Here is a 23,477-nt window from a genome sequence, read left to right as displayed (position 1 = left end):
AAAGGCCGCGCAAGCGGCCTTTTTCTTTGGGAGCTACTGGGCCAATCCTGTAGGGGCGCCGCATGTTGAACCCGTTCTCACCAAAATAACCGTGTAGGAATTGCGTAAGCAGAGCGAAAACGATCTGAAAATCGGCGTTGCTCCAATAGGCGTGCCAGGGGGGCCTTGATATAACCATCCCAGCTTTACTAAAGGGAGAGCGTCCAATGAAAAAGATCCTGTTGCTGGTGTGTTTACCGCTGTTGCTGCCGATTGCGGCCCAGGCGGCCGTCTCTATTGATATCAACGTGCCCGGTGTTTCACTGCATCTTGGTGATCAGGATAAACGCGGTTACTACTGGGATGGCTACGACTGGCGTCCACCGCAGTGGTGGCATGAACATCAGGGGCGTGGCATAGGGGAACGTAACGTTCGTGGCCTGTATTGGGACGGTGGCCGCTGGCAACCGGCTCCGGCACACGGTAATCAACCGCGTGGAGGCAACCCTTTCCACGGCGATCGTCATGACAATGGCAATGCGCATAACAACCAGCATGACAACGGCGGCCGTGATGATCAGCACGATCGTGGCAACGATCATGACCGTGGCAACAACAATAACGGCAATGGGCAGGGTAAACCTTACCCAGACAAGGGCAACGGCCCACAGCGTTAATCAATTCCACGGAGGCTGGTATTGCCATCATCATCTTGATGCCCGGCAGTGCCAGCCGCTGTTTTCCCCACCATTCACGCATTCAAACCTTCCCCTCAGCGCCCGAACCTCCTACTATTTGCTGCAAGACGTTATTTTCAGGCCATAATCCTGGCCAGTAGGGAAGTTGTGTAGTCATGCCGAGCAGTCAAACCTTCACGTTGTTACAACAGCATCAACACCGACGCGATAAACGCTATTTGTCCTGGCTGGCGCTGGGCGTCGTGCTGGCGTTTGCCTTCAGCCTGAGCGCCGGGGATCTGTGGATCTGGCCTGCGCAATGGTTGAGTGAGCCTGCACAACTGTTTGTCTGGCAATTGCGGCTGCCACGCGCGCTGGCGGTGATGCTGGTAGGGGCAAGCCTGGCGGTGGCTGGGGCAGCAATGCAGGCACTGTTCGAGAACCCGCTGGCGGAACCAGGGTTGCTGGGCGTATCCAACGGTGCCGGAGTGGCGCTGGTGCTGACGGTACTGTTCGGTAACGGCCTGTTGCCAGTAGCGGTGATGAGCATGAACGCCATTATTGGCGCGTTGGTGATGACCTTGTTGTTGCTGATGTTTGCCCGCCGCCGCCGGTTGAGCAACGCGCGTTTGCTACTGGTGGGTGTCGCGCTGGGGATTGTGTGCAGCGCGATCATGACCTGGGCCGTCTATTTCAGTTCGAGCCTCGATCTGCGACAGTTGATGTATTGGATGATGGGCGGTTTCGGCGGCGTGGATTGGCGGCAGAAATGGCTGCTGTTAGCCCTGTTGCCGGTGCTGCTGTGGTTATGCGCGCAAGGCAAGCCACTCAACTTGATGACGCTTGGCGAGATGCAGGCGCGGCAGTTGGGTCTTTCCCTGCATGTATGGCGTAATCTGCTGGTGCTGGCTATTGGCTGGTTGGTGGGAACCAGCGTGGCGCTGGCGGGCGTGATTGGCTTTCTCGGTCTGGTGATCCCGCACATTTTGCGCCTCAGCGGTTTGACCAACCAGCGCTATCTGCTGCCTGGCTGTGCGCTGGCGGGGGCGGGCGTGTTATTGGTGGCAGACGTGGTGGCGAGGATTGCGTTGTTTTCGGCGGAATTACCCATCGGCGTGGTGACTGCGACGCTGGGAGCGCCACTTTTTATCTGGTTACTGGCCCGGACAAAAAGCGTAAGGTAAACCGGCTACCGGCGATCGCCGGCGGCGTTTTTCTGTATCACCTGCAAATAAAACCAAAGGATAACATCTGATGAGCAACCCGATTTATGCCATTCCCCTGCAAACCATCGAGAACCAATCAACCACGCTGGACGCCTATGCGGGCAAGGTGCTGCTGGTGGTCAACGTGGCGTCGGAATGCGGCCTGACCAAGCAGTACGAAGGTCTGGAAAAGCTTTATGAAACCTGGCGTGAGCAGGGTTTTGCGGTGTTGGGCTTCCCCTCCAACGAGTTTCTTGGTCAGGAGCCGGGCAGCAATGAAGAGATCCTGGCGTTCTGCCGTGGCACCTTTGGCGTCCAATTCCCGATGTTTGCCAAAATCGAAGTCAATGGCGAAGGGCGTCATCCGCTGTATCGGCAACTGATTGCCGCACAACCACAGGCCGTTGCGCCGGAAGGCAGCGGTTTCCTGGAGCGGATGAGCAGCAAAGGCCGTGCACCGAAGCAAACCGGCGATATCCTGTGGAACTTTGAGAAGTTCTTGATTGGCCGTGATGGCACGGTGATCCAGCGTTTCTCACCGGATATGACGCCGGAAGATCCGCAGGTGTCCGAGGCCATCAAACAGGCCTTGGCCAAGTAAAGGAGCGATAGCACCATGCTGCAACTCAGTGAGGTCGGGGTAGAAGGGCGATTAATGCCGTTTTCGGGGCAAATCGCCGCTGGGTTGCAGGTGCACCTGATCGGCCCAAACGGCGCAGGCAAGAGTACGCTGTTGGCCAGATTGGCGGGAATGCTGCCGGGGTCTGGCGAAATTCGTTTATCTGGCCGGTTGCTGGAGGCGTATACGGGGGCGGAGCTGGCCAGACACCGGGCTTATCTGTGTCAGCAGCAGCCTCCGGTTGCGCTGATGCCGGTGTTTCAATATCTCGCCTTGCATCAGCCCGCTGGGGCGGACGCAGGTGAACTGGAAAGCACGATTGTTTATCTGGCCCGTAGCCTGAAGCTGGCGGATAAGTTATCCCGCATGTTGACCCAGCTCTCAGGGGGCGAATGGCAACGGGTGCGGCTGGCTGCGGTGCTGTTGCAGGTTTGGCCAACGGTCAACCCGCTGAGCCAACTGCTGCTGCTTGATGAACCCACCAACAGCCTGGATGTGGCGCAAAAGGTGGCGCTCGATCGCTTACTGCAAGAATTTTGTCAAAATGCCCGCAGTGCGCTGGTCTGCGCTCACGATCTCAATCATACCTTGCAACAGGCCGATCGAGTCTGGTTACTGCAAGCCGGGCGGCTGGTGGCTGAGGGGAATACGCACGAGGTCATGGAGCCGGGGCTATTATCCAGGGTCTACGAAGTGGATTTCCATCTGCAGGCGGTGGGGGAGCAACGCTGGATTATGACTAAAACGGCCTAGTGATGTTGCCGTAAATAGGAGTTAAACGAAAAGTAAACGTGCACGATATAATTACTCTACGGGGGAGCGAAATTCCTCCGTTAATCCCGCCAGCTTTGTTGAACAACGCCCATTCCCTGCTAGGCTGATTAGGTTCAAATAAAATTCGGTAAATAATTATAACTGTATAACATTATGATTATACAGAAGATAACTATTTCACTGCTGCCAACGTTTTGCAAAAAGTTTCCTGATAATAATTCCCCCCTTAAGGTTTAGTTAAGCTTACCCAAGTACATTGGTGGTTAATTTACCAGGAACCATTCTCTGTGACGTTTACTATTCGTTAAATGTAAGAGTCTTACAGTGGCTTAAAGAAAATCGAGACGTTTGGGGTTTAATTATGGATCAATTCCTGCCTTTTTCACGCCCGGCGATTGGGGATGAAGAAATTGCGGCGGTAGAAAAGGTGTTGCGTTCCGGCTGGATCACCACCGGGCCGCAAAATCAGCAGTTGGAAAGCGAGTTTTGCCGAACCTTTGGCTGCAAGCATGCGGTGGCCGTCAGTTCTGCAACGGCAGGTATGCATATCACCTTGATGTCTCTGAGGATCGGGCCTGGTGATGAGGTGATTACTCCCTCTCAGACCTGGGTGTCCACCCTCAATATGATCGAGTTGCTTGGCGCTACGCCGGTGATGATCGATATCGACCGTGATACGTTGATGGTCAGCGCAGCGGATGTTGAAGCGGCCATCACCGCACGTACCAAAGCGATTGTTCCCGTTCACTATGCGGGCGCGCCATTACCAATGGATGCGTTACGCGATGTGGCACAACGTCACAATATCCCCCTGATTGAAGATGCGGCTCATGCCGTGGGCGCTCGTTTCAATGGTGAATGGGTCGGCGCACGGGGTACCGCGATCTTCTCTTTCCACGCCATCAAGAACCTGACCTGTGCCGAAGGTGGCCTGATCGCTACCGATGATGATGAATTGGCCGATCGCGTCCGCTGCCTGAAATTCCACGGCTTGGGTGTTGATGCCTTCGATCGTCAATTACAGGGGCGTAAGCCACAGGCCGAAGTAGTTGAGCCTGGCTATAAATATAACCTGTCCGATATTCACGCGGCGATCGCCGTGGTGCAGTTGGCGCGTTTGCCTGAACTGAATGCCCGGCGCAAGGTGCTGGCGGAACGTTATCTGGCCGCACTGCAAGACTCGCCTTGCCAACCGTTGGGGTTGCCGGATTACCCGCACGAACACGCCTGGCATCTGTTTATGGTACGTGTTGATGCCCAGCGCTGTGGTATTGAGCGCGATCAATTGATGGAACGGCTGAAAGAAGTCGGCGTGGGCACCGGCCTGCATTTTCGCGCGGCGCATACGCAAAAATTCTATCGTGAACGTTACCCACAGCTGTCACTGCCCAATACCGAATGGAACTCGGCACGCCTGTGTACCTTACCGCTGTTCCCGGATATGACCGAAGCCGATGTCGATCGTGTGGTCAATGCCCTGTCTTCTGTTCTGGAGTCTTCAAGTGTCTCGCGCTGAACCGATTAGTAAAGTTTCGGTGGTGATCCCGGTGTTCAACGAGCAGGAAAGTTTACCTGCCTTGCTGGAACGCACCACCGCTGCCTGTAAGCAGTTACTGCAACCCTATGAAATTATCCTGGTTGATGATGGCAGTAGCGACGACTCCGCCGCCATGTTGACCGCCGCAGCGGAACAGCCCGGCAGTTGCATTATTGCCGTGCTACTGAATCGTAACTACGGCCAGCATTCCGCCATTATGGCGGGCTTCAATCAGGTCAGCGGCGATCTGGTGATCACTTTGGATGCCGATCTGCAAAACCCGCCGGAGGAAATTCCCCGTCTGGTCAGCGTTGCGCAAGAGGGCTATGACGTGGTGGGTACCGTACGTGCCAACCGTCAGGATTCCTGGTTCCGCAAAACCGCCTCACGCATGATCAACATGATGATCCAGCGCGCCACCGGCAAATCCATGGGCGACTATGGATGCATGCTGCGTGCCTATCGCCGCCACATTATTGACGCGATGCTGCACTGTCATGAGCGCAGCACCTTTATTCCGATCCTGGCCAACACCTTTGCTCGCCGCACCACGGAGATCGAGGTACGCCACGCCGAGCGCGAGTTCGGTGACTCCAAATACAGCCTGATGAAGCTGATCAACCTGATGTATGACCTGATCACCTGTCTGACTACCACGCCGCTGCGGTTGCTCAGCGTGGTGGGCAGCGTGATCGCGCTGTCGGGCTTCGTGCTGGCGGTGCTGTTGATCGTGCTGCGCCTGATCCTGGGGCCTGAATGGGCGGCAGGTGGGGTCTTCACGCTGTTTGCGGTGCTATTCACCTTTATCGGTGCACAGTTTGTCGGTATGGGATTGTTAGGGGAGTACATCGGCCGGATTTATAACGATGTCCGTGCTCGTCCCCGCTATTTTGTCCAGAAAGTGGTTGGTGCTAAACCAACCCAAAATACTCAGGAAGAAGAATGATGAAAGCTATCGTATTTGCTTACCATGATATCGGCTGCGCAGGCTTGAAAGCGCTGACAGAAGCGGGCTATAACGTACAGGCCGTGTTTACCCATACCGAAGACCCAGGTGAGAACAACTTCTTCTCTTCCGTTGCTCGTCTGGGTGCCGAACTGGAGTTGCCGGTGTATGCGCCGGAGGACGTCAATCATCCGCTATGGGTGGAACGCATCCGTGAGCTGCAACCGGATATCATCTTCTCTTTCTATTACCGTAACATGCTGAGCGAAGAGATCCTGTCGCTGGCCCCTAACGGCGGGTTTAACCTGCATGGTTCACTGTTGCCGCGCTATCGTGGCCGTGCGCCAATCAATTGGGCACTGGTGAACGGCGAAACGGCAACCGGCGCTACGCTGCACAAGATGGTCAGACGCCCAGACGCCGGTGATATCGTCGGCCAGCATAAGGTGGCGATTTCCGAGCAGGACACGGCGCTGACGCTGCACAAAAAAGTGTTGGAAGCGGCACAGGTTGTGTTGAAAGAGCAACTGCCGAAACTGAAAAATGGCACAGCGACACTGACCGTACAGAATGAAGCGGATTCCAGCTACTTTGGTCGCCGTACCGCCGCCGATGGTGAGATCCTCTGGCACAAATCCGCCCGTGAAATCAACAATCTGGTGCGTGCCGTTACCGAACCTTATCCGGGCGCATTCAGCTATCTGGGCCAGCGCAAGATGATCGTTTGGCGCGCACGCGTGCTGAATACCGCACACGATAAGCAACCGGGTACGGTGCTGAGCACCACGCCACTGGTGATCGCTTGTGGTGAAGGGGCGCTGGAAATTGTTGCTGGCCAGAGCGAGTCGGGCCTGTATGTGCAGGGCAGCCGTCTGGCGCTGGAAATGGGCATGGTGACCGACGTGCGTCTGGCTGCCAAGCCTAATTCCGTGATGAAACGTCGGACCCGCGTGCTGATCCTTGGCGTGAACGGCTTTATCGGCAACCACCTCACCGAACGCCTGTTGCGCGAAGATCGTTATGATATCTACGGCCTGGATATCGGCTCTGATGCGATCGGCCGTTTCCTGGATAACCCGCGTTTCCACTTTGTGGAAGGGGATATCAGTATCCATTCCGAGTGGATCGAATATCACATCAAGAAATGCGACGTGGTGTTGCCGCTGGTAGCGATCGCTACACCGATCGAATACACCCGTAACCCGCTGCGCGTTTTCGAGTTGGATTTCGAAGAAAACCTGAAAATCGTCCGCGACTGTGTGAAATACAACAAACGCATCATCTTCCCGTCGACTTCCGAAGTGTATGGCATGTGTGACGATAAAGAGTTTGATGAGGACACCTCACGTCTGATCGTCGGGCCAATCAACAAACAGCGTTGGATCTACTCGGTCTCCAAGCAATTGCTGGACCGGGTGATCTGGGCCTATGGAGCCAAAGAAGGCCTCAAATTCACGCTGTTCCGTCCGTTTAACTGGATGGGGCCACGCCTGGACAACCTGGACGCGGCGCGTATCGGTTCTTCCCGCGCGATCACTCAGTTGATCCTGAACCTGGTTGAAGGATCTCCTATCAAGCTGGTGGACGGTGGGGCGCAGAAACGCTGCTTTACCGACATCAACGACGGTATCGAAGCGCTGTACCGCATTATTGAAAACCGTGACGGCCAGTGCGATGGTCAAATCGTCAACATCGGCAACCCGACCAACGAAGCCAGTATTCGTGAATTGGCGGAAATGCTGCTGGCCAGCTTCAACGAGCATCCGCTGCGCGGCAATTTCCCACCGTTTGCCGGTTTCAAGGATGTGGAAAGCAGCAGCTACTACGGCAAAGGCTATCAGGATGTCGAGCATCGTACGCCAAGCATCAAGAACGCGCGCCGCCTGCTGGACTGGCAGCCGACCATCGCCATGCAGCAGACCGTTGCCGAGACGCTGGACTACTTCCTGCGCACCACGGTAAAGGAAGGTGAGAGTGCATGAAGAAGGTCGGCCTGCGAGTTGATGTAGACACCTTTAGCGGTACCCGTGAAGGGGTACCGCACCTGCTGGAACTGTTGGCCAAATACGAGATTCAGGCCAGCTTCTTCTTCAGCGTCGGGCCGGACAATATGGGGCGTCACTTGTGGCGCCTGCTTCGTCCTCAATTCCTGCTGAAAATGTGGCGTTCCAAGGCCGCATCGCTGTATGGCTGGGATATTCTGTTGGCAGGCACCGCCTGGCCGGGGCGGAATATCTCTCGATCTTTGGGGCCGCTGATGAAGCGTACGCTGGAGATGGGCCATGAGGTAGGATTGCACGCTTGGGATCACCAAGGTTGGCAGGCCAAGGTGGGGCAGTGGTCAAAAGCCCAGTTGGCGCAACAGGTGCAACTGGGCGTTGATGCGTTGGCAAACGCGATCGGAGAACCGGTTCAGTGTTCCGCTGTGGCAGGGTGGCGTGCCGATCAGCGCGTGGTGGAGGTGAAGCAAGATTTTGCTTTTCAGTACAACAGCGATTGTCGAGGCACCCATCCTTTCCGCCCGCTATTAGAGAACGGCCAACCCGGCACGGTGCAAATCCCCGTGACGTTGCCCACCTTTGATGAGGTGATTGGCCGTGAGACCAGCATGGCGGACTTCAATGACTATATTCTGCAAGCGATAACCAACGATCGCGGTGTGCCGGTATACACCATTCACACCGAAGTTGAAGGTATGTCGCAGTCGGCGATGTTCGAACGGTTATTACAACGTGCCAAACAGCAGGGCATAGAGTTCTGTCCTCTGAGCGCATTGCTGCCGCAAGACGTATCATCTTTACCGTTAGGCCGAATTACACGAGCGCCGTTTCCTGGCCGAGAAGGCTGGTTGGGTTGTCAAACCGCAGTTGGGGGAAAAGACGTTACATGAAAGCGCTGAAAGGAACCTGGGCCATCGTTTTGGCCATTTTTTTTGCTCTGGTTTACCTGCTGCCACTGAATGGGCGGTTGCTGTGGCAGCCTGATGAAACCCGCTATGCCGAGATTAGCCGTGAGATGCTGGCGCGTGGCGATTGGGTAGTCCCTCATCTGCTCGGCCTGCGCTACTTTGAAAAGCCGGTCGCCGGTTACTGGATCAATAACATCAGCCAATGGCTGTTCGGCGACAGTAACTTTGCCGTGCGCTTTGGCTCGGTATTCAGCACCGGCATGACCGCCTTGCTGGTTTTTGCCCTGGCCTGGCTGATGTGGAAAAACGCGCGTCGTGCCTGCCTGGCGGTGCTGATCTTTCTGTCAATGGTGCTGGTATTCAGCATCGGCACGTACAGCGTGCTCGATCCGATGATCTCACTGTGGCTGACAGCGGCTATGGTCAGCTACTACCTGACGCTGCAAGCCACCACCGCCAAAGGGAAACTGGCTGGCTATGTGCTGCTTGGCCTGGCCTGTGGCATGGGTTTTATGACCAAGGGCTTCCTGGCGCTGGCGGTACCGGTGATTGCCGTGATCCCGATTGTGATCCAGCAGCGCAAAGTCAGAGATCTGTTGTGCTATGGGCCGGTGGCGATCGTGGTTGCAGCATTGCTCAGCCTGCCGTGGGCGCTGGCAGTAGCCCAGCGTGAGCCGGACTTTTGGAACTACTTTTTCTGGGTGGAGCATATTCAGCGCTTTGCTGAAGAAAATGCCCAGCATAAGGCCCCCTTCTGGTATTACCTTCCGATCCTGATCGCTGCGGTATTACCGTGGCTGGGACTATTGCCAGGCTCACTGCTCAAGGGATGGCGTGAACGCGCTCAACGCCCGGAGTTGTTCTTCCTGCTGAGCTGGGTGGTAATGCCGCTGATCTTCTTCAGCATCGCCAAAGGCAAGCTTCCTACCTATATTCTGCCATGCATGGCACCGTTAGCCCTGCTGATGGCGGCGTACGCCGAGGACTGTGTTGGTCAACTGCGCACCAGGGTATTCAAGGTCAATGCCGTACTGAACGGTCTGTTTGGGCTGATTGGTATTATCGCGTTGCTGTTGATCGGTTCCGGTGTGTTACCCAAAGTGCAGCTGTTTACCGCCGATGAATGGCCGAAAATCGTGCTTGGCCTGATTGCCTTTGGTGGTTGGCTGCTGTTTGCCGTGGTTTCCGCCCGTGATAACGCGAAACGCTGGACCTGGGCGGCCGCTTGCCCACTGCTGCTGTGCCTGTTGATCGGCTATGCCATTCCGCAGCAGGTGACCGATTCCAAGCTGCCGCAAAACTTTACCCGTGACAATATAGCCATGCTCAGTCAGAGCCGGTTTGTATTGGCCGATCGCGTGGGTATCGCCGCTGGCCTCGCCTGGGAACTAAAACGCAGCGATGTGTTGATGTACGGCGAGAAAGGCGAGATCGCCTATGGCTTGGCTTATCCGGATGCTAAAGGTCACTATATCGGCGAGGAAGATTTTGCTGGCTGGCTGACGCAGGCTCGCAAGCAAGGGGACGTATCGCTGGTGATGCAACTCTCCCGTGGTGAGCATGTGCCGACAGATTTGCCAACGCCAGACAGCGTGGTCGAGATGCACCGCATGGCATTGGTATGGTATAAGCAGCAGCCATGATGGCATATTTATTGGTGATCCTGGTTAGCCTGTTCACCTGTGCAGGGCAACTGTGTCAGAAGCAGGCGGCCCTCAGTTGGCAACAGGCTACCGCACGGCGGTGGGTTATAACGCTGCGCTGGTTGGCGCTGGCGGTGTTGCTATTGGGGCTGGGCATGTTGGTGTGGCTCTCGGTGTTGCAGCGCCTGCCGCTTAGTGTGGCCTATCCGATGCTGAGTCTCAATTTTGTCCTGGTGACGCTGGCGGCACGCTGGTTGTTTAATGAACCGACTACGCTGCGCCACTGGTGCGGCGTGGTGTCAATCATGCTGGGGATCCTGTTGATGAGTCTGCAATCATGAAAGGCTATCTTTGGGGCGCGGGTAGCGTACTGCTGGTCACGCTGGCACAGTTGCTGATGAAATGGGGCATGGGGCAGATCCCGCTGCTATCCATTATTGAGGTGAACTGGCCGTTACTCAACCATTACGCTGTGGCCCTGCTAGCAGTGGCCATGGGTATCTGCGGCTATGCGTTATCGATGCTGTGCTGGTTCTTTGCGCTCCATTACCTGCCGCTGAACCGGGCTTATCCGCTGTTGAGCGTCAGCTATGCGTTGGTATATCTGGCTGCGGTGATCCTGCCCTGGTTTAATGAATCGGCCACCCTGCTTAAAACGCTGGGGACGTTGTTTATTCTGTTCGGCGTCTGGCTGATTAACGGTCATCGGGCGGAAAAAAAGCGCGAATAGTGAAAAAAAACGCTGTCGATTCGAATATCTCATGCCCAAAACTTGCCTTTTTCCCAGCTTGAGCGATAAATTAACGCCAAACAGCATTCTCCTTACCTGGGGTGGCGGGGTGAAATACCGCAGGCGGTTGATCCGGTTCGGTGTTCAAGTGAAAGGTAAAATGCGATGCGTGTATGGTTTCTATTAGCCAGTTTGATCCTTGCCGGTTGCAGCAGCCATGCGCCACCGCCGAGCGGCCGTTTGTCCGATTCCATCGTGGTAGTCGCGCAATTGAACGAGCAACTGCGCCAATGGTACGGCACCCCGTATCGCTACGGCGGGCTGGATCGCGGCGGGGTCGACTGTTCCGGCTTTGTTTATCGTACCTTCCGCGATCGTTTCGATATGCAATTACCGCGATCCACCGAACAGCAAACCGGGCTGGGTACTAAAGTCTCGCGTGATGAGTTGATGCCGGGGGACCTGGTGTTCTTCAAGACCGGCAGCGGTGAGAACGGGTTGCATGTGGGTATCTACGATACCAATGACGAGTTTATTCATGCCTCGACCAGCAAAGGGGTGATCCGCTCCTCACTCAATAACGTTTACTGGCGCAAGGTGTACTGGCAGGCGCGCCGGATTTAACGCCGCAAATCGCCTATCTGGTGTATGATGGCAGCACTGCATGATGAGGTGACTGCCATGAATTCCTTACGTTTATTGATTTCCGATTCCTACGATCCCTGGTTTAATCTGGCGGTAGAAGAGTGCATCTTCCGCGAAATGACCACGCAAAAAATCCTCTTCCTGTGGCGTAATGCCGAAACCGTAGTCATTGGCCAGTCGCAGAACCCGTGGAAAGAGTGCAATACCCGGCGGATGGAGCAGGATGGCATTCGTTTGGCACGGCGTAGCAGCGGTGGTGGAGCGGTGTTTCACGATTTGGGTAATACCTGCTTTACCTTTATGGCCGGTAAGCCTGGCTATGACAAAACCGTTTCTACCGGCATTATTCTGGCGGCACTAAAACAGCTGGGGGTTGATGCAACGGCTTCCGGGCGAAACGATCTGGTGGTCGAAACGCCCGACGGAGTGCGCAAGATCTCCGGCTCAGCCTACCGCGAAACTCAGGATCGTGGCTTTCATCACGGCACGCTGTTGCTGAAGGCCGATCTCAATCGCCTGGCAGATTACCTCAACCCCGATCCGAAAAAATTGCAGGCGAAGGGCATTACCTCCGTGCGTTCCAGAGTCGCCAACCTGGCCGAGTTTGTCCCAGAGATCGACCACCAACAGGTTTGTGATGCCGTCATTCAGGCATTCTTCACCCATTATGGTGAAACGGCGCAGCCGGAAGTGATTTCTCCGGATGTGTTCCCCGACCTGCCCGATTTTGCCCAGCAATTTGCCAAGCAGAGCAGCTGGGAATGGAATTTTGGCAAAGCGCCCGCGTTTAGCCACTTGTTAAATGAGCGCTTTACCTGGGGTGGGGTGGATATCTTCTTTGATGTCGAGAAAGGCGCGATTGTACGTGCCCAGATCTTCACCGACAGCCTAAACCCCGCACCATTACAGACCTTGGCCGAAAGGCTGGTGGGATGTGCCTATCGCAGCGAGGCGTTGGCAGATTGCTGCGCGCAGCTGGTAGCGCAGTATCCGCAGCAGGAGAAGGAACTTGGCGAACTGCGGCGTTGGCTGTTGGAAACCATCAAGTAGTCCCGGGCCCGTCAGGTTTTTAATCAGTAAAATCAGGTGATCGCCGCATCACCTGATAGCTTCGCGCTAAAAGCACCTCCCACAAAGCATAAGGCTATTAATTATTAACGCCAGACAGTAAAAATTAAATTATCCGGCCTGCAAGTAAGAACAAAAAAACATCGCTCAAAGTATCAATTACTTGGCAGCGTTTGCATAACCACATTACTATTTCTGAACTATTTTCCAGGGATTGATCGGTAAAACTTATTGTTATACGATGGTTTGCACGCCATTAAGCCACTGGCATTAAAATGAATATTCAATCTGACGTTGAATTTATTAGTCAGTACGTGTTCCTGCCGATTTATTCCATGACGGGAAAGTTACTGGCGGTGGAGTTGCTCACCCGTTTTTCTGGCTCGGGAGGCAACCTGGCGATGCCTACGGAGATCGGAGTCCGGTTATTATCCCCACAACAAAGGATTGATTTATTCAACGACCAGGTGATGCTGGCTGAAAAGCACGCGCCCTGGTTTAGGGCTAATGGGGTGTCATTGACCATCAATATCGAAGAAACGGTTGTCGATTGGCTGCTTGGCAACCAGGAACTTCGCCAGCAGGTGCAGCAATTAACGTTTATTGCCTTTGAAATCAACGAAAGTTTCCCCAATCTTTCCGCCGGGAAAGACAACGGGAAGATCCGCATGTTAAGTGACTACTTTACGCTGTGGCTCGATGGCTTCGGTTCTGGTAAAGCGACGTTGACCGCCCTGTACGATGGGTTATTTGACTACGTAAAAATAGACAAACGCTTTTATTGGCAATTGTTTACCCAGCAGGGATATGACCGGGTTATCGATTCACTGCTCAGGAATATCAATCAACTTTGTAAGGGCGTGATTGTTTGCGGTATCGAGAAACACGAATACTTCAATAAATTGACCAACACCGGTGTTTTAGGGCTACAGGGGTTTTTATGGCCTGCCATCAGTGTGGATAATCTGAATTCTCTACGCAGGGTTGCCGAAGAGTTCGAGAATAATAACTGAATTTTGACTACTCACCGGGGTAAATAGTGGATTGGATGATCTTTACCTTGATCCCAGCTCTGATAATTATTGTGGCTTTATCTTTGATAAAACACTTTAGCCAGACACGCAATAAATCTTTAAACGGCTCTCGGCGCCGCCGATAAGCCTGCCACGCCCTCTGCCAGTAAAGCAGGGGCGTTCTCCCTGCAATTCATCCGTGTTAATCCGCCTCTGCAAGCTCTACACTGACAGTGATGGAGGGCCTATGCCGCAATTTGAAAATGCTTATTATCAACAGCTACCCGGTTTTTATACCGCACTGCAACCAACGCCGCTCAAGGCTGCCCGTTTGCTGTATTACAGCCAGCCGTTGGCACAGGAGCTGGGGTTGGATGCCAGCTGGTTTACCCCAGAAAAAACGCCAATCTGGGCGGGTGAAACCCTGTTGCCAGGCATGCAGCCCCTGGCGCAGGTTTACAGCGGCCACCAGTTCGGCTCCTGGGCCGGGCAATTAGGGGATGGCCGGGGGATCCTGCTGGGCGAACAGCGGCTCGCGGATGGCCGCAGCATGGACTGGCATCTGAAAGGTGCCGGGTTAACGCCGTATTCCCGCATGGGCGATGGGCGAGCCGTGTTGCGCTCGGTGATCCGTGAGTTTTTGGCCTCCGAAGCGTTATATCACCTGGGGATCCCGACCACGCGGGCCTTGACGATCGTCACCAGTGAACAGCCGGTATTTCGTGAACAGCCGGAACGGGGCGCGATGTTGCTGCGCGTAGCGGAAAGCCATGTCCGCTTCGGCCATTTCGAACATTTCTATTATCGTAAACAGTCGGAGCAGGTCAGGCAACTGGCGGACTTCGTCATTGCGCGCCACTGGCCGCAATGGGCTGAGGAACAAGATCGTTATCTGCTGTGGTTTACCGATGTAGTGGAACGTACCGCACGGATGATCGCCCACTGGCAGTGCGTGGGTTTTGCCCATGGCGTGATGAATACCGATAATATGTCGATCCTCGGCCTGACGATGGATTATGGGCCTTATGGTTTCCTCGACGATTACCGGCCCGATTATATCTGTAATCACTCCGACCATCAGGGCCGCTATGCGTTCGATAACCAGCCTGCCGTAGGGCTATGGAACCTGCATCGCTTAGCACAAACGCTGTCCGGTTTACTGACTGCGCAACAGTTACAGCAGGCGCTGGCCGCCTATGAACCGGCGTTGATGCTGGCTTATGGTGAACAGATGCGTGCCAAGCTGGGGTTGTTTACCCCGTCGAAACAGGATAACGATCTGTTGACCGGCCTGTTGAGCCTGATGGCGCAAGAAGGGCGTGACTACACCCGCACGTTCCGTTTATTGAGCGACGTTGAGCAACAGCAGGCGCAAACGCCAATGCGCGATGAATTTATCGATCGCGCCGCCTTTGACGGCTGGTATCAAAACTATCGCCAGCGCTTGCAACAAGAACAGGTCAGCGATGCCGAGCGCCAGCAAGCGATGAAGCAGGCGAACCCTAAGCTGATTTTACGCAACTATCTGGCACAGCAGGCCATCGAAGCGGCAGAACAGGACGACGTCAGCAAGTTGGCACGGTTGCATCAGGCATTGTTACAGCCTTTTGCCGATGATGCGCAGTATGACGATCTGGCGGCCTTGCCACCGGATTGGGGCAAGCATCTGGAAATTTCCTGCTCGAGCTGAATGCAGCACGCCCTCCATGGCTTGCCCCTACTGCCGCAAAAATACCTGCGGCAGTGCGGTTTCCGGGTGGGCAACGACACCCAGATCGGCTTGATACCAACGCGTCAGGATATCTGCCTGCAATACCTGTTGCGGGGTACCGCAAGCCACCAGACGGCCCTGATGTAACAACAGAATGCGATCGGCATACAGCGCGGCCAGATTCAGATCGTGCAGTACGCAACAGACCGCTAACGGCTGCTGACGCGTCAGGGAACGCAGCAGGCGCAAGGTATGCTGTTGATGATACAGATCGAGCGCCGAGGTAGGTTCATCCAGAAATAACCAGGATGGCGCGGGTTGCGGCTGCCATAATTGCACCAAAACCCTCGCCAACTGAACTCGCTGCTGTTCGCCGCCGGAGAGCTGGCGGTAATCACGTTGGGACAACGCGGCGCAGTCGGTTTGTGCCATCACCTGCTGGATCGCCAGCTTGTCGTCACGCCCGCTATGCGGGGAGCGGCCCATGGCAACCACTTCTTCCACGGTAAACGGGAAGGCCAGTTCGCTGTGTTGACGCATTACCGCCCGCACTTTGGCCAACTGCTGCGGTTGCCATTGCTCAAGCGGTTTACCTTGCAGGCGGCACTCGCCACAGTCAGCGGCCAGATAGCCGGTGAGCAAGCGTAACAGGGTCGATTTCCCTGCGCCGTTGGGGCCGATGATCGCCACCATCTCACCGCTGGCGATGCTGAGGGAAACATCGGTGATCAACCGGCGATCCCCCAGGTTGTAGCGTAACTGCCGTGCTGTCAGCATTGAAGAGTCATCCACCCGCTCGCTCCCGCTGGCGCATCACCAGCCACAGAAAATAGGGACCACCAATCAGGCTGGTCATCAGGCCTACCGGCATCTCTGCCGGGGCAACCAGCGTGCGTGCCAGCGTATCGCTCACCAGCAGCAGGCAGGCACCACCGAGGGCAGAGGCAGGCAATAACCAGCGATGATCGCCCCCAAGCCGCATACGCACCAGGTGCGGCACCACCAAACCAATAAAGCCAATTACGCCACTCATGGCCACGGCAGCTCCAATCAGCAAGGCGCTCAGCAATAGCAATTGCAACTTGGCGCGTTGCACATTCACCCCAAGGTAGTGTGCCTCTTCATCGCCCAGCTGTAGCAGGTTTAAACGGCGTGCCTGTAATAGCGTCAACAACGCGGCTGGCAGGATCAGCGAGGCGGCAACCACCAGGGTAGGCCACTGTGACTGGCTGAGGCTGCCCATCATCCACAGCGAAAACTGACGCAGTTGCTGGTCGCTACTGAGATAGGACAACACGCCAATCGCCGCCATGCAAAGCGCATTGATGGCGATACCGGCTAGTAACAGCCGCGACAGGCTACCGTGCCCGCTGCGGCTGATAGCGTAGATCAGTATCGACACCAGCAGGCTGCCAAGAAACGCCGCCAACATGTGGCTGTACAGCGCGATAAGTGGGGGCAGGGCCAGCGGCATGACGATCACCAGAGCGACGAACAGTGCGCCGCCGCTGCTGATCCCCAACAGGCTGGGATCGGCCAAAGGGTTGCGAAACAGCCCCTGCATTACCGCACCAGAAACGGCCAACGCACAGCCGATCACCACGGCCAACAGCACACGCGGCAGGCGAATATTCAGCCAGATATGCCAGGAGGCATCGCTGAGTGGGGCTTGCCACAGGGTGCGAAATGACAGGGTCAACGCTCCCAGGTTAGCGGCACCAAGCGCCAGGATGGTCAGCAGGATCAGCAGGCTGCCGATCGCCAGGCGGGGCGAAGTTCGGCAGCGCATTACTTTTGCTCCGCCGCTTTACGCAACAGGCTGAGCGCCTGCGGCGTTTCCAGCCCAAAACCGAGCAGCGCCATATCATCAACGATCAGCACACGGCGATTTTTCCCTGCCGGGGTTAGCGCGATGCCGGGCAACTGCCACAGATTCTCCTGGCCACCGATGGAGTGAACGCCATCGGTCGTCACCAACAGCAAGTCTGGTGCGCTGGCAATCACGCCCTCTTGTGAGAGCGGGCGGTAACGGCTGAAACCTTGCATGGCATTTTGCAGCCCTGCGGCACGGATGATGGCATCTGCCGCCGTTTGTTGGCCTGCGGCCATCGGGGTAATGCCGCCGTGGCTCATCACGAACAGCACCTTCACCGGCAGCGGGGTGTTGGCGACGGCTGCCAACTGCTGCTGATAGCGCTCGGCCAACTGCTTGCCTTGGCTACTGCGGTTGACGGCATCGGCAATGACGCTGATTTTTTCGGGTACTGCCTGTACGGTGGTATCGCCAGGGACACGTACCACTTTCACACCACTGTCTGCCAACTGCTTGAGCACCAACGCGGGCTCTGCCAGTTCGGTGGTCAGGATCAGGGTGGGCTTCAGCGCCAGAATACCCTCTGCATTCAACTGGCGCATATAGCCCACGTCAGGCAATTTCTGCACTGCAGCAGGGTGCAGACTGGTGCTGTCTCGTGCCACAACTTCATCGCCCGCGCCCAGCGCGAAGGCAATTTCGGTCACGTCACCGCCAATCGAAACTATCCTCTCGGCCGCCATGGCGGCCAATGGCAACGCCAGCGCGATACACAGCGCCAGGCGACGGGGCAATGAAGTTATCATGCGGCGACTTCCTTCGATTCCAGTGCAGCAACCTGTTCACGCCACTGAAGCTGCTCCGGTTGACCTTCGGTACGCTGTCCGTAGAGTTGGGCGATCTGGGTGCCATCGGCGGCAAACAGTTCCAGGCTGGTAACCATGCCATCTTTGGTTGGCTTGCGGGTGATCCAGCTTTCGGCAATCGCCCCTTCAATCAGATGCAAGGTAAAGTGGCGGTTGAAGATGTTAACCCAGCCGTCCTGCGGCATCAGGCGTTCGATCTGGCCGGTAAAGATCTGCACGCAACCCCGGTTGCCAACGAAGATCATGATTTCGTTCTGCGCGGACTTGGCGGCTTGCAGAATTTCCGTCAGCGCGTTGTTGTCCACGCGATAGGCCAGATCGTTGCCAACGGCGCGGAAGGCCTGTTGGCGAGTGAGGTCATTGCGGCTCAGCAGTTGGAAGAACTGGTGAACATCGGTCATGGCGCGCCAGTCGGCATCGATTTTGGCGGGATCTGGAGCACTGTTGCCGGTTTTAACCTCGGCCGGTTGCAGTTCCAAGGCTGGATTTTTCGCACTCTGATGGCGCTCGACCAGCGCGAACCAGGCGGCGAGATCGGTTTCGTCGGTGGTGTAGACCTTGTGCAGCGCGTCGCCCTGATGATCAAAAAACTGAATGCTATGGCGCACGCCGCGTTTGTTGGTTTCACTCAGGGCAAAAACGCTGGCCCATTGGTTGAGGAACAGGCGCAGATCCAGCTCGCGTGGATTGAGGATCAGCCCGGCATGGCCATTAAGGTGCTGATTCTGGTAACGGCCAATCTGCTCGTGTACCGCGTAGCTGTTACGGGTGATGGATTTGGTAACGCCGACCTGTTCCAGTTCGGTCAGCAGCGTGCGGGCATCGGCCTGCAGGCGGCGCGCATCGTGGCCGACGCGAGCGTGGGTCAGTTCGGCTTCGCTGATTTCAAACAGGTCGGCCAGATCGCGGGCATATTTACCTGGATGATCGATTTTTGCCTGCTCATAACGTTGGTATAGGGTCTCGCTCATTTTTTGCTTCCTGTACTGTGGGTGAGGGGCGGGCAACAAAGTGTGCCCGCTTTGGTTCAAAGGGTTACCACTGATAGCTGACCAGCAGTTTGGCGTTACGACCATCCTGCGGAATGCCCTGTGGTGAGTAATATTCTTTATCGAAGGCGTTGCCCAGGACCACGGTGGTGGTGACGCCCTGCAGGTTTTCGCGGCCTTTATAGCTCAGATAGAAATCGTTCACGCCATAGCCGGCCTGTTTGCTGTAGCCAGAGGCTACGTGGTTCGCACTCTGGGCAAAGGTACCTACCCAGCCGGTGGACAAGCCGGTTTCAGCAATGGGGATATCCAGCACGCTGGTGACCGTATCCGGATTGATACTCGGCAGCCAGTCGCCGGTAGCTTCGTCTTTACCACGCGTACGGTTGTAGGCCAGATCCAAACCGAACCACTGGGTTTTATAGTTCAGCGAGGCATCCCAGCCCCAAATCTTGGCGCGATCGATGTTGGTTGAGAAAGTGGTGCAACTGATGCAATACATACCGGTTGGGCCACGACCCAGCTCCATGGTGACATCGGTGGTGATGTAATCCCGGGATTTGGTATCAAAGTAGCTGGCCTTGAATTGCAGGCTGTCATTGGCCATCAGCACATCATCAAAGCGCAAGCCGAAGCCGTATTCCTGTGTGGCGTTGGTTTCCGGCTTCAGGTTCGGGTTAGGTACCCAATAGTTGGTGATGGTGGTTGGCCCCATGGGGATCGAGAAGTGCTTGGAGTCGTTGTACATCTCGCCCATGGTTGGTGCCCGGAACGCTTGAGCATAGGAGGCAAACATCATTAACCAGTCGGTAGGCGTGACGCTCATTGCACCGCGAGATGACCACTTGTTGGCGTTGACGTCGTCATAACCGTCGCTGGAACCTTTATAGTTGTCGTAACGGGTGCCGGCCAGGAAGGTGACAGGCAGATCGCGTAAAGTGATCTCATCTTGCAACCAGCCGGAAGCGAAGTTGATCTTGGCCTGCGGGAAGCTTTCGGTAGCACCCCCTGGGGTCTGTTCCTGGCGGTAGGCTTCACTGCCATAGGTGAACAGGTGCGAGGCGAAACTGCCTGCGAACAGGCGGGTACGGTTTTCGAGCTTGCCACCCTTGGTGGTTTGCTTACGGGCTTCATCCGCGCTGCCGTCGGTATGCGCGTTAATCTCCACTTCGGAATAATACAGCTTGGCATCGGCGTCCAGCCAATCTTGCCCGGTAGGTTTGAGCTTGTAGCCAACCTGAGCATCACGCTGAATGGTGGAGCGATCGGTCAGCAAATTACCGCTGGAAACATCCGGTGTCTGGGGGTTTTTGGGTTCCTGAGCACGGTTGTTGTAGTAGCGCAGGTTACCGCTCAGTGACTGACTGTCGTCGATAGTCCAGGTGCCTTTGGCCAGCACGTTGCTGATAGTTTCATCATTCGGCGCGTTAAAACCATCGCCCTGGCGAATATCACCGACATCGCGAGTGCCGAAAGAGATCAAACCATCGAGATCGTCGGTTTTACCGTAAGCGCTAGCGCCCATGCCAAGGCTATGATCGCCGCTGGCCGCGGTACCGAAGACACGATAACCGGTGTTATGGCCCGGCAACAGCAGATCGGCTGCATCGACGGTCTCATAGGAGATCACGCCGCCGAGTGCACCGCTGCCATACAGCAGTGCCGATGGTCCACGCACCACTTCAATACGTTTTACCAAACCAGGATCGATGAAGGTGCCATTGAGATGGCCGGTATCGGTACCTTGACGAACCCCATCAACCAGGGTCAGCACGCCACGGCGATCGTAGCCGCGCATCGAGATGTCTTGTCCGTTGCTCCGGCCGGTACCACTAACGGTAATACCCGGAACATGGCGCAGCATATCTCCGGCTGTTGTGGCGGTCTGGCTCTGCGGGCTGTTGCCGTCGATCACCGTCACCATCATCGGCGCTTCAAAGCTGCTGCGCTGATTACCGGTGGCGACCACGGTCATCGCGTCGTCTTTGTGGTTGGGTTGTTCCTTGGCGGTAGCTGTTGTCGCGCTGGTGTCGGTCTGGGCAACCGCCCCCGTAGGCAAAGCGCAGGCAATGGCCAGGCTTAATGCGGATAAACGCAGCCGGGAGGCAAAAATGGCAGGCATGTGGCAATTCTCCGTATGACTCAACATATCAATAGATTTGCTGGCTGCCTGGATCGCAAGATCGGGGTGGCTGGCGTTAAAAGGATTATGGCGTTATTTGGTTAAGATCAATTTTCCTGCTTTAGTCTGACGTAGCTGGTAGCGCTGTCCTTGATGGATGATCACCGCCAGCCCATCGGTGCCCAGCAGCTCTGCACTGTCGAAGCAGGGCGGTAACGCGGCAGTTACGCTGTCATCAGGCGTGGTCAAAGCGTTGTTGGACTGATGGGAATTATCGAGATTGTCCATAAAATCAACCAGTGAATGGTAATTAATATCAAATTGATAATCATTATCATGTGAACGAAAGGTTACATCAAGGAAAATTTTCTTACAGATGGAACCTTTTTGCCGCAATGCTTACCGGATTTAGAGAGAACCCGGCTAACTTGTTGAGGAAAAGGCTATTTCAGCAGAGTTTCGATACGCCCGAACAGGCGCTCAGGTTTGGTGACAGGGGCAAAGCGTGTGATGCGTTCGCCATCGGCGGTGAGCAGGAATTTGGTGAAGTTCCACTTGATACGTTGGCTGCCCAACAGCCCGGGAGCACGGCGTTTTAGCTCGCTGAACAGGGGATGTGCCTGTGCGCCATTGACGTCGATTTTGCTGAACAGGGGAAAGCTGACGCCATAGTTGAGGGTGCAGAAATTGGCAATCTCCAGCGGATTGCCCGGCTCTTGTCCGCCAAACTGATTACAGGGGAAACCCAGCACCATCAAGCCGCGCGAGCGATAAAACTGCCACAGTTTCTCCAAGCCAGCATATTGCGGGGTAAAGCCACACTTACTGGCGGTATTAACGATCAGATAGGCCCGCGCCGGAAAGTCTGCCAGCGTTTTATGTTCCCCTTGCAGGGTGACGCAGGGGATGGACAGCAGTGAACGACTCATCGGCAAAGGCTCCGGCTAAACGGGCGCAGCATGTGCACTGCGCCCATGGTGAGATCAGAAACGAGTATCTACCGCATCGGCCAGCATGGCTAATAATTGCTCGCTATCCGACCAGCTCAGGCAAGGGTCTGTAATGGATTGCCCGTAGGTCAGCGATTGGCCAGCCACGATCTTCTGCGTGCCTTCCACCAGGAAACTTTCCGCCATTACCCCGGCCACGGCCACGGAGCCTGCACGGATCTGTTGGCAGACGTTTTCCGCCACTTCTAGCTGGCGGCGATGCAGTTTCTGGCAGTTGCCGTGGCTGAAATCGATCACCAACTGTTCGGGTAAATCGAACTCACGCAGGCTATCACAGGCGGCTACCACATCGGTTGCATGATAGTTTGGCGTCTTGCCGCCGCGCATGATGATATGGCCATAAGGATTGCCACTGGTTTGATAAATGGTCATCTGACCGGTTTTGTCCGGCGACAGGAACATATGACCGGCACGTGCGGCACGGATGGCATCAATGGCGATGCGGGTATTGCCGTCGGTGCCATTTTTGAAGCCGACCGGGCAGGAGAGCGCCGAGGCCATTTCACGGTGGATCTGGCTTTCGGTGGTGCGAGCGCCAATCGCGCCCCAACTGATCAGGTCGGCAATATACTGGCCGATCACCATATCCAGGAATTCGGTCGCCGTTGGCAGGCCTAGTTGGTTGACGTCCAACAGCAGCTTGCGAGCCATCTCAATGCCACGGTTGACCTGATAGCTGCCGTCCAGGTCGGGATCGGAAATCAAGCCTTTCCAGCCCACCACGGTCCGCGGTTTTTCAAAATAGGTGCGCATTACGATTTCCAGGCGATCCTGATAGCGCTCGCGCAATACGTTAAGGCGGGTGGCGTAGTCCATTGCCGCATCCAGATCGTGAATGGAGCAAGGGCCAATCACCACTAACAGGCGTTTATCCTCGCTGGTCAGGATTTTTTCAATACGTTTACGTGACGCTGTCACGTTATCGGCTACCGACGCCGAGATCGGCAACTTTTCCGCCAACGCTTGCGGCGTGACCAAGCTGTCGATGCGCGCGGTCCGCAGTTCATCTGTTTTGTGCATGATTATCTCGAAAACTGTTCTTCGCTACGGCAGGAATACCGGGAAGTGATGGCGATCACAATAACGCAAAAACCGCTGAATTCAACCGGAGAGATGGTGATCTGCTGAGTAAAACCGGAAAAAAAGCACAAAAAAGTGGATGAAGGTGATTGTTCCCCTCACCCCAACCCTCTCCCTTTGGGAGAGGGTTGGGGTGAGGGGA

Annotated in this window: 23 protein-coding genes; 15 read left to right on the top strand and 8 right to left on the bottom strand. The window is 55.6% G+C overall.

Annotated elements, in window-relative coordinates:
• Positions 1-206: 206 nt before the first annotated feature.
• The 15 genes from ACRDCA_RS11470 (at position 207) to ACRDCA_RS11400 (ending at position 15,434) form a co-directional block, all read left to right on the top strand.
• Positions 207-656 carry a DUF2502 domain-containing protein gene (locus tag ACRDCA_RS11470; protein ID WP_438689619.1) on the top strand — a complete coding sequence of 150 codons (450 nt, stop codon included), beginning with the start codon at positions 207-209 and terminating at the stop codon, positions 654-656.
• 176 nt (positions 657-832) lie between these two features.
• Complete coding sequence (gene btuC / locus ACRDCA_RS11465; protein ID WP_438689618.1) at positions 833-1,840, top strand: vitamin B12 ABC transporter permease BtuC; 1,008 nt, start codon at positions 833-835, stop codon at positions 1,838-1,840.
• A gap of 70 nt (positions 1,841-1,910) precedes the next feature.
• Entirely contained in the window at positions 1,911-2,462 is a 552-nt protein-coding gene (locus ACRDCA_RS11460; protein WP_438689617.1) for a glutathione peroxidase, read from the top strand.
• Positions 2,463-2,477: 15 nt separating this feature from the next.
• Entirely contained in the window at positions 2,478-3,233 is a 756-nt protein-coding gene (btuD, locus tag ACRDCA_RS11455; RefSeq protein WP_438689616.1) for a vitamin B12 ABC transporter ATP-binding protein BtuD, read from the top strand.
• A gap of 382 nt (positions 3,234-3,615) precedes the next feature.
• Complete coding sequence (gene arnB / locus ACRDCA_RS11450; RefSeq protein WP_438689615.1) at positions 3,616-4,770, top strand: UDP-4-amino-4-deoxy-L-arabinose aminotransferase; 1,155 nt, start codon at positions 3,616-3,618, stop codon at positions 4,768-4,770.
• The gene (gene arnC / locus ACRDCA_RS11445) at positions 4,757-5,737 is read left to right on the top strand and encodes an undecaprenyl-phosphate 4-deoxy-4-formamido-L-arabinose transferase (protein ID WP_438689614.1); all 981 of its coding nucleotides are present in this window, start codon (positions 4,757-4,759) and stop codon (positions 5,735-5,737) included. The genes arnB and arnC overlap by 14 nt, the downstream gene beginning before the upstream one ends.
• Positions 5,737-7,719, top strand: a complete 1,983-nt coding sequence (arnA, locus tag ACRDCA_RS11440) for a bifunctional UDP-4-amino-4-deoxy-L-arabinose formyltransferase/UDP-glucuronic acid oxidase ArnA (RefSeq protein WP_438690146.1) — start codon at positions 5,737-5,739, stop codon at positions 7,717-7,719. The genes arnC and arnA overlap by 1 nt, the downstream gene beginning before the upstream one ends.
• The gene (gene arnD / locus ACRDCA_RS11435; protein ID WP_438689613.1) at positions 7,716-8,627 is read left to right on the top strand and encodes a 4-deoxy-4-formamido-L-arabinose-phosphoundecaprenol deformylase; all 912 of its coding nucleotides are present in this window, start codon (positions 7,716-7,718) and stop codon (positions 8,625-8,627) included. The genes arnA and arnD overlap by 4 nt, the downstream gene beginning before the upstream one ends.
• Positions 8,624-10,288, top strand: coding sequence for a lipid IV(A) 4-amino-4-deoxy-L-arabinosyltransferase (gene arnT / locus ACRDCA_RS11430; RefSeq protein WP_438689612.1), 1,665 nt, complete (start codon positions 8,624-8,626; stop codon positions 10,286-10,288). Before arnD ends, arnT begins: the two co-directional genes overlap by 4 nt.
• Positions 10,285-10,629, top strand: coding sequence for a 4-amino-4-deoxy-L-arabinose-phosphoundecaprenol flippase subunit ArnE (gene arnE / locus ACRDCA_RS11425; RefSeq protein WP_438689611.1), 345 nt, complete (start codon positions 10,285-10,287; stop codon positions 10,627-10,629). Before arnT ends, arnE begins: the two co-directional genes overlap by 4 nt.
• On the top strand, positions 10,626-11,018 hold the full coding sequence (arnF, locus tag ACRDCA_RS11420; RefSeq protein ID WP_438689610.1) for a 4-amino-4-deoxy-L-arabinose-phosphoundecaprenol flippase subunit ArnF: 393 nt from the start codon (positions 10,626-10,628) through the stop codon (positions 11,016-11,018). Before arnE ends, arnF begins: the two co-directional genes overlap by 4 nt.
• A 165-nt stretch (positions 11,019-11,183) precedes the next feature.
• Positions 11,184-11,642: an NlpC/P60 family protein gene (locus tag ACRDCA_RS11415; RefSeq protein ID WP_438689609.1), complete on the top strand. Its 459-nt coding sequence runs from the start codon at positions 11,184-11,186 to the stop codon at positions 11,640-11,642.
• Positions 11,643-11,699: 57 nt separating this feature from the next.
• A complete protein-coding gene (locus ACRDCA_RS11410) occupies positions 11,700-12,713 on the top strand; it encodes a lipoate--protein ligase A (RefSeq protein WP_438689608.1) in 1,014 nt (337 codons plus the stop codon).
• A gap of 293 nt (positions 12,714-13,006) precedes the next feature.
• Entirely contained in the window at positions 13,007-13,744 is a 738-nt protein-coding gene (locus tag ACRDCA_RS11405) for an EAL domain-containing protein (protein WP_438689607.1), read from the top strand.
• Between the two features lie 247 nt (positions 13,745-13,991).
• On the top strand, positions 13,992-15,434 hold the full coding sequence (locus ACRDCA_RS11400) for a protein adenylyltransferase SelO (protein ID WP_438689606.1): 1,443 nt from the start codon (positions 13,992-13,994) through the stop codon (positions 15,432-15,434).
• Positions 15,435-15,461: 27 nt separating this feature from the next.
• Here the strand turns inward: ACRDCA_RS11400 and ACRDCA_RS11395 are convergent, their stop codons facing one another.
• The 8 genes from ACRDCA_RS11395 to ACRDCA_RS11360 form a co-directional block, all read right to left on the bottom strand.
• Entirely contained in the window at positions 15,462-16,232 is a 771-nt protein-coding gene (locus tag ACRDCA_RS11395) for a heme ABC transporter ATP-binding protein (RefSeq protein ID WP_438690145.1), read from the bottom strand.
• A 7-nt stretch (positions 16,233-16,239) separates the two neighbouring features.
• Positions 16,240-17,244 (bottom strand): FecCD family ABC transporter permease, encoded by a 1,005-nt coding sequence (locus tag ACRDCA_RS11390; protein WP_438689605.1) that lies wholly within the window; start codon positions 17,242-17,244, stop codon positions 16,240-16,242.
• On the bottom strand, positions 17,244-18,074 hold the full coding sequence (locus tag ACRDCA_RS11385; protein WP_438689604.1) for a heme/hemin ABC transporter substrate-binding protein: 831 nt from the start codon (positions 18,072-18,074) through the stop codon (positions 17,244-17,246). The genes ACRDCA_RS11390 and ACRDCA_RS11385 overlap by 1 nt, the downstream gene beginning before the upstream one ends.
• Positions 18,071-19,105 (bottom strand): hemin-degrading factor, encoded by a 1,035-nt coding sequence (locus ACRDCA_RS11380; protein WP_438689603.1) that lies wholly within the window; start codon positions 19,103-19,105, stop codon positions 18,071-18,073. Before ACRDCA_RS11380 ends, ACRDCA_RS11385 begins: the two co-directional genes overlap by 4 nt.
• Before the next feature lie 64 nt (positions 19,106-19,169).
• Entirely contained in the window at positions 19,170-21,245 is a 2,076-nt protein-coding gene (locus ACRDCA_RS11375) for a TonB-dependent hemoglobin/transferrin/lactoferrin family receptor (RefSeq protein ID WP_438689602.1), read from the bottom strand.
• Positions 21,246-21,338: 93 nt separating this feature from the next.
• The gene (gene hemP / locus ACRDCA_RS11370) at positions 21,339-21,533 is read right to left on the bottom strand and encodes a hemin uptake protein HemP (RefSeq protein ID WP_438689601.1); all 195 of its coding nucleotides are present in this window, start codon (positions 21,531-21,533) and stop codon (positions 21,339-21,341) included.
• 155 nt (positions 21,534-21,688) lie between these two features.
• Positions 21,689-22,174: a glutathione peroxidase gene (locus ACRDCA_RS11365; RefSeq protein WP_438689600.1), complete on the bottom strand. Its 486-nt coding sequence runs from the start codon at positions 22,172-22,174 to the stop codon at positions 21,689-21,691.
• Between the two features lie 54 nt (positions 22,175-22,228).
• Positions 22,229-23,275: a 3-deoxy-7-phosphoheptulonate synthase gene (locus tag ACRDCA_RS11360; protein WP_438689599.1), complete on the bottom strand. Its 1,047-nt coding sequence runs from the start codon at positions 23,273-23,275 to the stop codon at positions 22,229-22,231.
• Between the last annotated feature and the right edge of the window lie 202 nt (positions 23,276-23,477).

It is taken from the genome of Serratia sp. (in: enterobacteria) (assembly GCF_051654945.1).
Lineage (GTDB): Bacteria > Pseudomonadota > Gammaproteobacteria > Enterobacterales > Enterobacteriaceae > Chania.
Note: the sequence above shows the minus strand (reverse complement) of the source record. Positions and strands in the feature narration are given on the sequence as shown.